This window comes from Marinicella gelatinilytica (genome assembly GCF_026410405.1).
GTDB lineage: Bacteria > Pseudomonadota > Gammaproteobacteria > Xanthomonadales > Marinicellaceae > Marinicella > Marinicella gelatinilytica.
The window spans coordinates 84150-95964 of sequence record NZ_JAPMLN010000001.1 but is presented as its reverse complement, the minus strand read 5'-3'; the positions used below and the strand labels follow the sequence as shown (position 1 = coordinate 95964).

Below are 11815 nucleotides of genomic sequence, written 5' to 3'. Positions count from 1 at the left end.
CCCAGATTATCGTCTCTCTCGGACGCAGATCCGAGGGTCTCAGCACGATGACAAAGATGTTGGGTTATTTAATAATTTTAAACTCATTTCTCAAAGACACTGGTTACCGGCCTGCGCCGGTACGGCGGTGCAATGCGTTGCATCAACACCGTGCCTGAGTGTCCTCTGTGGTTATCTTTTTTTATATTCAGCAAACCAGTATGTGGTTTAAAAGTTGACTATATTCACTCAAAATAAAAAGCCCCTCGTTTTGTTTTTGTTGGATAAACCTGATTCATGGTGTCTGTATCATATAAACGACCGTTGAGCATCACCTGATGGATATCATCACTGGTTTCGATGTCTTGCATCGGGTCTTGGTTTAAGATGACTAAATCAGCCAGTTTACCGACTTTCAATGAGCCCAGGTCATTGTCCATGCCAATGTATCTGGCACCATCGATGGTGGCCGCTTTAATAATGTTCAAAGGTTCCATGCCGCCTTGACCAAACATCCACATTTCCCAATGGGCGGCTAAACCTTCACGCTGACCGTGCGCACCTAATAGAACATCAACACCCTCGTCTTGTAATTCTTTGGCGACCCGCGCATTGTTGAAATGATTGTAGTCCTCTAAGGGTGCTTTGAAACGACGGACCGATGCCGGTTCAAGAATGTTGGCCGGTACATATTTGGATAATATCGGGTGTTTCCAGACATCGGTTTTATCATACCAATAACGCTCACCCCAAATGCCACCATAACCGACGCCCAATGTCGGTACATAGGCAGTATTTGAACCCGCCCACAGTTGTTTGACATCATCATAAATAGATGCCACCGGAATGGAATGCTCAATACCGGTGTGACCATCGATAATCATGCTCATATTGTGCATAAATAAGGAGCCACCTTCAGGCACCACCATTAAACCGGTTTGGCGAGCGGCTTCTAAGATTTGTTGGCGTTGATCGCGGCGGGGTTGGTTGTAACTTTTGACACTAAAGGCACCGGCGGCTTTCATGCGTTTTAGATGTCCCATGGCATCGTCCAGGCTATTAACTTTGGCGGTGATGTAATGGGTTGCACCATATAAAATGGTACCGGTCGAATAGGTTCTTGGTGCGGTGATTAAACCCGCTTGCTGCATTTCAGATGCGGCAAAAATCGCTTCGGTGTTGGCCGACGGGTTGTGGGTGGTGGTGACACCGAACGCCAATGAGGCATAGGCATTCCAGTTTTCTTGGGGAATGATTTGGTCATTGGCATAAGGGCCGTGCCAATGGACATCCACAAGGCCCGGGATAATGGTTTTTCCGCTGACATCCAAAACTTCAGCATCAGCTGGTATTTCAATATCAGCACCAAGCGCTTGAATCCGATTGTCTTTAATAATAATCACACCATTGTCAATCACCTGTTGTGCACCATCCACTTGTTCCATGGTAATGATTTTCGCACCTTTTAATGCCACCAAACCTTTAGGTTTATCGGTTTTCGCGGTTAGTTCAATGGTGGTTTGTTGCGGTTCAGGTTTGTCTTCAACAGCTTTGTCATTGAGAAAATTAAACACAGCTGACAATGGTTGTTGATAAAGATTAGGCCCCATAGCCCAACTTAACTGTTTTGAATCCTGGCTCCAGGTGAGGTTTTTGCCGGCATAGGTCGAGAATTTCTGTAGCGGTAAATTCTTTGCCCCGGAGCCGGTGGCTATGTACTGACCGTTACGAACAAATGGCGTGACATAGACCTGGAAATTCTGGATAAAGGCCAGCCATTTTTCATCCGGAGACACTTTAAAATGACTGATCCATTCACCTTGATAATGTTGCTGCTTATCATTACCGCTTAAATCTGTTGAGTACAGTTGACCGGTAAACACTTCACCTTTTTTATCACCGCCGGTGAAGTAGACACGCTCGTTGTTGCCGGTAAAAAACGGTTCACTGCCTGATTCGGCCAGTTTATTCTGTTCACCGGATTTAATATCAACTTTAAAAATACCGGTATCATGGGAATACAAGGGACTGGTTAAATAACCGCCTTTAATGGCTTGAAAAACCGCAGTTTGACCGTTTGGTGACAGCACCGGATTAACATAATGACCTGGTTGTTTTGTCAGTTGTTGACTGCGGCCATTGAGTTTGGCCAAACGCACTGTGCCTAAGTCTTTATCATGCCATGTGCTGTAAATAATCTGCTTACCATCGGCACTGTAACGTGGATATAATTCAAAATGGTCTGTTTGTTTGGTTAAGCGTTCGGGTCGACCGTTAGGCAAGTTGACGGTATAAAGGTAACCCAAAGCCTGAAATAAAGCTTGCTTGCCATCAGGTCTGACTTGTAACCAGCGCAGCATTTTAGTTGTAAACTCATCCTTAGCCACTTCGTTACTTACTGTCACAGCCTGTCGAATTTCACGTTGATCTGCCACTTTGAAAGGAATCTGAGTGACTTCTTTGGAAGCCACATTGATGCGGTGAATGCCGCCCTTGGCGTAAAACACGATGTCTTTGCCATCCGGCAGCCAGGCAAAATTAGGATAAACACCATGAATGGCCCAGGTTTCTTGCATATCACGGGTTAAGTTATCAAAAATTGGGGTTAACTCACCACTGTTACGATTTTGGATAAACAATGCGGTATCAGCACGAATACGACGCACAAAAGCCAAGGAGTCACCATCCGGTGAAGGTGTCGGTCTAACCGCCCCACCCGGTCCTGATACCCACGGTTTAATGTCACCGGTGGCCAGCTCAATGGCGTATATTTCGTAAATCTGGTTATTCGAATCTTTTGAATATTCAAAGTATTGACCCGGGGTGGAATCTCTTGAAAAAAGAACATATTGTCCATCCGGTGTATAAACAGGTTCGCCCAAATCCTTTTGCTCGTTGGGTCGTTTGTTCAACTGCACACCTTGGCCGCCGGATTTATGGTACAACCAGATTTCCCCGGCACCCAAAGAGCGCATCCCGGTAAAATGTTTACGAGCGACAATATAATCACCATCCGGTGACCAGGCCGGTGAATTTAATAAACGGAATTTTTCATCGGTCACGGCGCGGACATCACTGCCATCGACATTCATAACCCAGATATTATCGCCACCACCCTGATCGGAGGTAAATGCCAGTTCTGTGCCATCCGGTGAAAATCGAGGTTGCATATCCCAGGCCATGGAGTTGGTGATATTCTTGGCCTCACCACCGGTAATCGGCATGGTATAAATATCTCCGAGCAAATCAAAAACAATGGTTTGACCGTCCGGACTGACATCGAGGTTCATCCAGGTACCGGTTTCGGTATTGATATCAATCATTTGTTTTTCACCGGGTGGGTTGTTAACATCCCATTTATCTTTATCGGCTTCAGGCTTATCTGTGGCGGCTGAAACCGAAATGACTACTAATAACACCAGAAGAGTCAAAGAATATTTGATTTTTGAAGACATGCTTAACCTCGAAGTTATGATTACCAAAACGCATAATTATAAAGGTTTCGCAGAGAAAATCGCTTACAATCCGAACTTTTTTGGCATGATTTAAAAGCGTATGTTTGGTTTAGGTGAAATACTGTCGTTATTGTGTGCTTTATTGTGGGCACTTGCGGTCATTTGTTATCGTAAAGCCGGTGAGCACAGCAGCGTCAGTGCCATGAATCTGTTTAAAATCGTCCTGACTTTTTTGTTGATGATTCCGACCTTGTATTTTACCGACGGTTTTATACCACCGGAACTGAGCAGCGAAGATTGGATGATTCTGCTAATCAGTGGCTTTTTCGGGATTATGCTGGCGGATATGTTTTATTTGCGCGCTTTACAATTAATTGGCGCAGGCCTCACCGGCATCACGGGTTCCCTCTATAGCCCATTTGTGGTGTTTATATCATTTTTCTATTTAAGTGAACGTCTGAATGGCTGGCAAATCTTTGGCATGATACTGGTTATGGTTGGTGTCGCAGTTATTAGCTTACGGAAAAAATCATTGGCCATCGCGCATCCGCCAAAAATTGGCTTTGTGTTTGCTGCCATGGCGGTCTTTTGCACGGCTTTAGGCATTGTCATTGTTAAACCCATCACCACGGAACTGCCGTTTTTTTGGATTATTTTTATTCGAACCATCGGTGGTTTAGCCACCATGCTGATTTTTAACGCCCTCTTAAACCGCAGTTTAAATCCACTCTCCGTCTGGCGAAATCAAGGTAAATGGTGGTTATTAATCGGTGCATTTTTGGGCCAGTACCTATCCACCATGGTCTGGGTCGCCGGTTATAAATACACCGATGCCTCAATCGCCTCAATACTGAATGAAACCGCAGCCGTATTTATCTTTATTTTAGGCTGGCTGTTACTAAAAGAAGACATGAACCCTCGTAAATTAACCGGTGCCATTATCAGTGTGGCCGGCGTATTAATGGTATTACAAATGGCCGGTTAAGAGTTTGACATTTTCTGCACCGATTATTTGTTAAAATAAATTCTTTAATCAAAGTGTTTTTATGTCTGATACCAGTAAACCTGTCATTTTTATCACCGGAGCTTCCGGTATGTTGGGGCAACAACTGATGGCTGATTTATCGGCAGACTATCAGCCGGTGGCGTTACAACGTGACAAATCAGATCCGCACCGACCCAGCTGGAATTACCAACAAGCCTTAGTAAAACATGAGATTAAAGCACCCTATGCGGTGATTCATCTGGCTGGTGCCGGTATTGCCGATAAACGCTGGATTGATGCCTATAAAAAGCTCATTTTTGACAGTCGAATTCATGGCACCAATGACTTGGTCAACACCATCCAAAATCAGTCACAACAACCTGAATTATTTTTATGTGCCTCAGCCATTGGCTATTATGGCCATCGACCGGGTGAACAACTGACCGAAAACAGCCCCGCCGGTGATAATTTTGTCGCTGACTTATCAATAAATTGGGAAGCCAGCGCCCAACAATTACAAAGCCCACAAACCAACGTCACAAACCTGCGCTTTGGTTTAATGTTAGACCGATCCGGCGGTGCCTTAAAAAACATGTTGTTGCCCTTTAAACTGGGTTTGGGTGGTCGCATCGGCTCCGGTGAGCAAATGTATTCCTGGGTGAGTTTAGCCGATGTGAGTCGTGCCATTCATTTTCTATTGCAAAAGCCCATGACCGGTCCGGTCAATATAACCGCGCCCAACGCTGTCACCAATAAAACCTTTACCCAAACCTTAGCCAAACAACTCCATCGTCCGGCTTTTCTGCCCATGCCTGAAGTGATGGCTCGCTTAATCTTTAAAGACCTGGCCGATGAACTTTTACTGGCCGACGCCCATGTTGTCCCCGATAAACTGCAAAATGCCGGTTTTCGCTTTGAACATCCAAGTATTCCAGAGGGACTGAAAGCCGCACTATGAAAAATATTTTAATCATTGCCGGTGCCCAGGGTATTGGCCAGGCATTGGCGACTCAATGGGCAACCAACGCAAATAACCTCTTTATCACATCACGGCGGTTTGATGAACCGGAGAAAGTTTCGGAGGGTCTGTTTCATGTCAACTGTGATTTAAGTCAGGAGGAATCCATCTCAGCTGCTTTTAACTATATTGAACAACAGGTTGATTACCTTGATTGGATTATTAACTGTGCCGGCGTATTGCATAACGCCAATTATCAACCTGAAAAATCTCTGCAGCAGGTTAATCAGAATAATCTTTTGCATAGCTATCAAGTCAACGCCGTGGGCCATTTACTGGCTTTAAAACAGGCCGAAAAGTTGCTCAGCCACGCTGAGCATGGCTTAGCGGTGTCCATTTCTGCCCGCATCGGCAGTATCGAAGACAATCACCTGGGTGGCTGGTATGCCTACCGCATGAGTAAAGCAGCCTTAAATATGGGCATCAAAACCCTCAGCATTGAATGGGCCCGAAAACATCCGCAGATAAAATTTATGCTTCTTCATCCGGGCACCACCGACACACCTTTATCCAAACCTTTCCAGAAACGATTACCTCAGGGACAGCTACAAACGGCAGATGAAACTGCGGATATGTTGATTGAGCAGATTGAGAAACACCAACAGCATACACACAAAGAAGCCCTGTTTTTGGATTACGCCGGCAAAACCATTCCCTGGTAATTTTTGTTACAATACGGGGTATGCAAAAACCACTTAGAAAAGACATCCAACCCGGTACCGAAGTCAGTATCGTACAAAAACACCACCAACGCAGCGGTGAACTCACCGAAGGCACGGTCAAACGCGTATTAACCAAATCACCATCACACCCCCATGGCATTAAGGTCGAACTCACCAGTGGTGAAGTCGGTCGCGTTCAATCCATCGTTTAAGTATTTATGAGTAACCAGAACTTACCTGTTTTATACAGCTTTCGCCGTTGTCCTTACGCCATGCGCGCACGCATGGCCATCGCCGTCAGTGACTATCGCTGTGAACTCCGTGAAATTATCTTAAAAGATAAACCCGAAGCCATGCTCAAAGCATCACCCAAAGGCACCGTTCCGGTTTTGATTTTAGAGGATGGCACAGTGATCGACGAAAGTCTGGCAATCATGTTGCATGTGTTACAACTCAATGATCCGCAAAATTGGTTGCTCTATAAAGCCGATAGTCTTAGCCTGATTGAAGAATATGACATTCAATTCAAGCCTCTGCTTGACCGTTATAAATACCATGTGGGCTATCCTGAACTCAGCTTCGATGAACACCGGGCCAACACCTTGCCTTATTTAATCGCACTCAACCAAAAGCTTGAAAACTCTGACCATTTGTTAGGTGACAACATTCAACTCGCCGATATCGCCATCATGCCCTTTATCCGACAATACGCTTTTGTCGATAAACAATGGTTCGACCAACAAGATTGGCCGGCTTTGCAAGACTGGCTGGACAAACACCTTAACAGTTCACTGTTTAAACGTATCATGCCCAAGTTTAAATTATTTAATGATGGTTATCGCTATGATTTTCTCAGAAATGAGCAAATGTAAGCCGTTAATATCACCAACATTACATTCTTTTAATTTTCAAACCCATCCTTAAAAATAAGATCATAACTCAAGCTAAATTCATCGGCACCGATATCGGCGTTATTCCCAGGCGGGCGAAGTTCATGATCAAAGTCACGCATGGCATCGGCCGGTGGTGCCACTTGATCGATGGCGTCGGTGGCCGTGTGTTTTAAATGCAGGTCACCAGAGGTCGGGTTAATAAACATATTTGGATTGGCGCTGCTTAAATTCCCGCTTTGACTGTAAGTTGCACCGTTTCTGTCGCCAATGTCGGCATCACTGAGGTTATTTCTGACCTGACCGCCGGTGGTGTCAAATCTAAATTCTATCGAGAAACGCTGATTTAGATTAGTCAAAATACTGTTGTGCAAAACCTGGGTTTGGGGTGAATCCCAGACGATAATCATGGCATCTGAATTGGCCCGTCGGGTTGAACTGTAAATCCCTGGTGTTGTGTAAATCATGTTATTTCTGATGATACCGCCATAATGATCGTTGCCCGAAGCCCGGTTAGTCAAGCCATAAGCAATGGCGCGATCTACATCAATAAATACATTGTTTTCAGTTAAGGTGTTACTGGATCCGTTCCACATCAATATCGCTGGATTCCACAGATGGTCACTACCATCTGGGGTGTGGAAGTTTTTGAATAAATTATGTCTTATTTGCCAACCATCACCGCCGTGGATATCAATACCATTGGTGTAACCTGTTCCACCACCGCCATGATCTGTGTTTGGAGGCGAAACCGAATAAGCCATAATGGTGTATTCAACGACACCATTATCAACGCCCGTACCCAAACCACCACCTGAACTGCCTTTGACAAATTGTTCGCCGGCATCAAGTAAACGCAGGTTATAGAGTGTCGGTGAATCAGCATTGGCATCAAATTGTATCGGGTGAAAATATACATCACGGATGGTCAGATTCTGCACTGTTAAATTACTGGCATTTGTCCAAATACCGTGAGGTACATTGCCATAGTTGGCTTGTTCCATACCTTGGCCAATCAAGTTAACCTGGTCGCAGTAATTACTGTTGCCTCTGAGGGTAATATTGTTTTCTTGAATATATAACGTTTTGTTTAAAACATAATCTCCCGGCTGTATTAAAACTGTGGTGTTGGCTTGCAAGTTATCGATGGCATCATGTAACTGCTGTGCATTTGATACCATTACAATATAACCTGTTGGCTCAGGTAATGGAGACGCATTTAAACAATGATTAGAAGCAAATAAGCTGTTTGCAACCATTGACAGCGTAATAATAAGTCCTAAGCCTATCAATTCATTTCTCATTAGATTGGTCTTATTTAAAAACTTTGGTATTAAATGACGAGCATATATCTATTTATTAAAAATAAATGAATAATCGCTCACAAAATCAATAATCACGTTTATGTATATGAGTTTAATGAGCAATTAATATCCCATGCTCTATAATACTTAACATATTAAACTGTTAGGACTGCACATGAGATATTTAACTTCAACAAATACCACTCTCGCTTTACTGCTCACATTGATTGCCGGTTACGCTCATAGTAACCCCGATGGTTATACTTTTATCGCCGAAGAAAACCAAAGTAAAACTTTTAATTATCCGGTAGATTTGGCCTATGGAGCAGATGGTCAGTATTATTATATAGATGATTTTGTCGGTACCATTCGTTTTGATAATAAAACCTTTGGCGGCGACCCCATTAAAGGTGTCGAAAAAGCCGGTTATGTTAAAAATAGCTCTGTGACGTCCTCTGATAACCGACCTATTCGTGATTATGAATTGGTTGCCAATGAAAATGAAACCATGACTTTTCGTCAGCCCGTGGATTTGGCTTACGGCGCCAAAGATCGATATCACCACATTGATAACTTTATCGGCACCATAACCTTTGACAATGAAACTTTTGGCGGCGATCCCATCAAAGGCGTTGCCAAAGCCGGTTATATGAAACCGCATCGCAATGTTGCAGATAACAATCCTAATGACCAGGAAATTAATGATTACCAATTCGCCGCTAATGAAAATGAAACAAAGACATTTCGACGACCGGTTGATTTAGCTTATGGCGCCAATGGTCAATACCATTACATTAATGATTTTGTCGGCACCATTCGCTTTGATAATAAAACCTTTGGTGGCGATCCCATTGAAGGTGTGACAAAGACCGGCTATGTAAAATACCGCAACAAGCCTGAACAACACAGCAATATAAATGATTATGAGCTGGTGGCTAAAGAAGGTGAATCCAAAACATTCAGGAAGCCTGTGGATTTAGCTTACGGTGCCAAAGGCCAATACCATTATATCTATGACTTTACCGGCACCATTCGCTTTGATAACCAGTCTTTTGATGGCGATCCCATTGGAGGCGTGTCTAAATTTGGTTACGTCAAACGAACAGATGAACAATCACACAGTTCTCAGGACATCAGTGACTATAAACGTGTTGCCTCAGAAAACCAGAGCAAAACCTTTCATCAGCCGGTGGATCTGGCTTATGGTGCCAATGGCCAATACCATTTCATAGAAAATTTTACCGGAACCATTCGTTTTGATAACAAGACTTTTGGCGGTGACCCCATTGAAGGCGTCAATAAAGCCGGTTATATGAAATTGTCAGAAGTACCACCTTCTCAGAATCACAGTCAAAATATTAATGACTATAAGTTCATTGCCAACGAGAATGAACGCAGAACCTTTAATCGGCCGGTTGACTTAGCCTATGGTGCCAATAATAAATATTATTTTATTCAGGATTTTACCGGCACCATTCGCTTTGACAACGACACATTTGGCGGCGACCCAAGCCCAGGTAATAAGAAAAAAGGCTATGTTCGTCAAATTAAAAAAGACAGACAAAATGACCGTGACATAGGTCCAAAACCATTTAATACAAAGACAAAACAGAAGTAGTTTTTATAAATTGACAGGCGATTCAATGGCTACATTGCATCTATGTGGCCTTTTTAAATGTGAACGCTCACGCACACAAACATTAAAAACCATGGTTGTTTATGGCTTAAATCGCTAAAATAAAACCCCCGATTGAGAAAAACCCATGAAAACCATTCTACTGTGCTTAATTATTTTCACTTCTGTTGCCCATAGTAAGGAACTGTCATTAACCGATCACAACAGTCTAACAGCCATTAAATCAGTGTCACTCGGAGAACAAATTCAAGTCACGGATGTCGATTTAGACCATTTAGGTACAGTAACACTGAATTTAAAACGCTTTAAAGTGTTTGCCGATAATGCCGAGGTGCTGATTCATGGTGATCAAGGCACAACAAGACAAGCCATGCCGAATAATGTCTATTTTAGTGGTGACATTCACGGTTTAAAAGGTAGCCGGGTTTTTATCGGCTTCTTGGAAAATGGTGATATTGACGGCATTATAGAAACCGATGATAGTACTAAATATCAATTGAATCGGATGAAGGGTCATCAATTTAAACTTGATAAACCGGATACTGATGCCCTGACCCAAAGCGATAGCCGTTACTTTAATCCCAAAGACTTCATTGAAATACCCGAGTCGGAAGTCATTCAACAACGTACTCTTACGACAGAGCAGCGTGGTTCGAACATTGATTATCAATTAAATATCGCCATTGAAACTGATTATGAGTTTTATCAATTCTTCAATGACATTGGTGATGAAATTGATTACATCAGTGGCCTGATCGGTTATTTATCATTTATGTATTACAACGAAATTAATACCTTTGTGCTATTAAGTCATGTCAGTGTCTGGACTACATCCAATGATCCCTGGGATGCAACCAAAACTGATTGTGCTTTGTATGAGGTTGGCAAATATTGGAATGATACACATGGAAATATTAACCGCGCCATCACCCATTTTATCAGTGGTAAAAGTTTATGGGGTGGTATCGCATGGAAAGGTGTGCTTTGCCGGGGTTCCTTTAATCTTGATATCACTAATGCCAACTGTGGGTTTAGCAATGATTACGGTAATTATGGTGGCGCTTATGGAGTCAGCACCAGTTTATCAGGTAGTTTTAATCCCACCAATCCACAACCAGTTTGGGATATCGTTGTGGTGTCACACGAAATTGGACATAACTTTAATTCTGAACACACCCATTGCTATAACAACCCGGTTGATGAATGCTATAACGATGAAGCAGGTTGCTTTTCAGGAACCGAAACGCTACCGGGACCAATCAACCAAGGCAGCGGCACCATCATGAGTTATTGTCATTTACTGGGTGGTGGATTAAATAATATTTCGCTGACCTTGGGTAAAAATCATCCCTTTGGCAATCAACCCCAACGGGTACCCAATAAAATGCGCAGCCATGTCGTAAGCCAATTCATATCGAACCCACAATGCATTACACCCGCAGCCGATGATTTCATTTTTATGAATGGCTTTGAAAATTAATGCATTGAATGTAAGCCCACCATATTGCCTTCAGTGTCGCTTATCAATGAAATATAACCAAACTCACCAATACTGAATTTTGACTTAATTACCTGACCGCCATTGGTTTCAACCCGTGATTCTTCCACTGCACAATCGTCACAAGAAAAATACACCAAGGTACCGCCACCACCGGAATCAACACCTTTCATTTTCACTAGAGCACCGTTGGCGCCCGTATTTTCCATATTACCGGGAAAAGACCACATGTCATCGTCTGTGGGTGAATCTAAAGCCTCCATCTTAATGTTAAAAAGGTTTTGATAAAATTGTACCGCGCGTGTCATATCTTGCACATAAATCTCAAACCAGACAACCGCGTTAAAGGGCTTGTTCATCGTTTATTCCTCATTATCAAAAGCACATC

10 protein-coding genes are annotated in these 11815 nt (G+C 43.2%); 7 read left to right on the top strand and 3 right to left on the bottom strand.

Annotation, left to right across the window (positions count from 1 at the left end; genetic code table 11):
• Positions 1-224: 224 nt before the first annotated feature.
• Positions 225-3434: an amidohydrolase family protein gene (locus OS173_RS00325; protein ID WP_267182276.1), complete on the bottom strand. Its 3210-nt coding sequence runs from the start codon at positions 3432-3434 to the stop codon at positions 225-227.
• A 100-nt stretch (positions 3435-3534) separates the two neighbouring features.
• Here OS173_RS00325 and OS173_RS00320 point away from each other — a divergent pair, with 100 nt between their 5' ends.
• The 5 genes from OS173_RS00320 to OS173_RS00300 all read left to right on the top strand — a co-directional run bounded on the left by OS173_RS00320 (position 3535) and on the right by OS173_RS00300 (position 6971).
• Positions 3535-4419, top strand: coding sequence for a DMT family transporter (locus OS173_RS00320; protein WP_267182275.1), 885 nt, complete (start codon positions 3535-3537; stop codon positions 4417-4419).
• Between the two features lie 61 nt (positions 4420-4480).
• Positions 4481-5377, top strand: coding sequence for a TIGR01777 family oxidoreductase (locus OS173_RS00315; protein WP_267182274.1), 897 nt, complete (start codon positions 4481-4483; stop codon positions 5375-5377).
• A complete protein-coding gene (locus OS173_RS00310) occupies positions 5374-6099 on the top strand; it encodes an SDR family NAD(P)-dependent oxidoreductase (protein ID WP_267182273.1) in 726 nt (241 codons plus the stop codon). The genes OS173_RS00315 and OS173_RS00310 overlap by 4 nt, the downstream gene beginning before the upstream one ends.
• A gap of 20 nt (positions 6100-6119) precedes the next feature.
• A complete protein-coding gene (locus OS173_RS00305) occupies positions 6120-6311 on the top strand; it encodes a YwbE family protein (protein WP_267182272.1) in 192 nt (63 codons plus the stop codon).
• Between the two features lie 6 nt (positions 6312-6317).
• Complete coding sequence (locus OS173_RS00300; RefSeq protein ID WP_267182271.1) at positions 6318-6971, top strand: glutathione S-transferase; 654 nt, start codon at positions 6318-6320, stop codon at positions 6969-6971.
• A gap of 29 nt (positions 6972-7000) precedes the next feature.
• Here OS173_RS00300 and OS173_RS00295 read toward each other — a convergent pair whose 3' ends face one another.
• Positions 7001-8293, bottom strand: coding sequence for a right-handed parallel beta-helix repeat-containing protein (locus OS173_RS00295; protein WP_267182270.1), 1293 nt, complete (start codon positions 8291-8293; stop codon positions 7001-7003).
• 175 nt (positions 8294-8468) lie between these two features.
• Between OS173_RS00295 and OS173_RS00290 the strand changes: the two genes are divergently transcribed.
• Positions 8469-9911 carry a hypothetical protein gene (locus OS173_RS00290; protein WP_267182269.1) on the top strand — a complete coding sequence of 481 codons (1443 nt, stop codon included), beginning with the start codon at positions 8469-8471 and terminating at the stop codon, positions 9909-9911.
• Positions 9912-10056: 145 nt separating this feature from the next.
• Positions 10057-11409 (top strand): M12 family metallo-peptidase, encoded by a 1353-nt coding sequence (locus OS173_RS00285; RefSeq protein WP_267182268.1) that lies wholly within the window; start codon positions 10057-10059, stop codon positions 11407-11409.
• On the opposite strand, the gene OS173_RS00280 is transcribed toward OS173_RS00285, so the two are convergent.
• A complete protein-coding gene (locus OS173_RS00280; protein ID WP_267182267.1) occupies positions 11406-11786 on the bottom strand; it encodes a VOC family protein in 381 nt (126 codons plus the stop codon). The two genes, OS173_RS00285 and OS173_RS00280, sit on opposite strands and share 4 nt — an antisense overlap.
• Positions 11787-11815 lie beyond the last annotated feature (29 nt).

Excerpts from the sequence above, each read along its gene's own strand:
- OS173_RS00300 (WP_267182271.1), top strand. The coding sequence starts at position 6,318 with ATGAGTAACCAGAACTTACCTGTTTTATACAGCTTTCGCCGTTGTCCT.
- OS173_RS00320 (WP_267182275.1), top strand. The coding sequence starts at position 3,535 with ATGTTTGGTTTAGGTGAAATACTGTCGTTATTGTGTGCTTTATTGTGG.
- OS173_RS00290 (WP_267182269.1), top strand. The coding sequence starts at position 8,469 with ATGAGATATTTAACTTCAACAAATACCACTCTCGCTTTACTGCTCACA.
- OS173_RS00285 (WP_267182268.1), top strand. The coding sequence starts at position 10,057 with ATGAAAACCATTCTACTGTGCTTAATTATTTTCACTTCTGTTGCCCAT.
- OS173_RS00315 (WP_267182274.1), top strand. The coding sequence starts at position 4,481 with ATGTCTGATACCAGTAAACCTGTCATTTTTATCACCGGAGCTTCCGGT.
- OS173_RS00280 (WP_267182267.1), bottom strand. The coding sequence starts at position 11,786 with ATGAACAAGCCCTTTAACGCGGTTGTCTGGTTTGAGATTTATGTGCAA.
- OS173_RS00305 (WP_267182272.1), top strand. The coding sequence starts at position 6,120 with ATGCAAAAACCACTTAGAAAAGACATCCAACCCGGTACCGAAGTCAGT.
- OS173_RS00295 (WP_267182270.1), bottom strand. The coding sequence starts at position 8,293 with ATGAGAAATGAATTGATAGGCTTAGGACTTATTATTACGCTGTCAATG.
- OS173_RS00325 (WP_267182276.1), bottom strand. The coding sequence starts at position 3,434 with ATGTCTTCAAAAATCAAATATTCTTTGACTCTTCTGGTGTTATTAGTA.
- OS173_RS00310 (WP_267182273.1), top strand. The coding sequence starts at position 5,374 with ATGAAAAATATTTTAATCATTGCCGGTGCCCAGGGTATTGGCCAGGCA.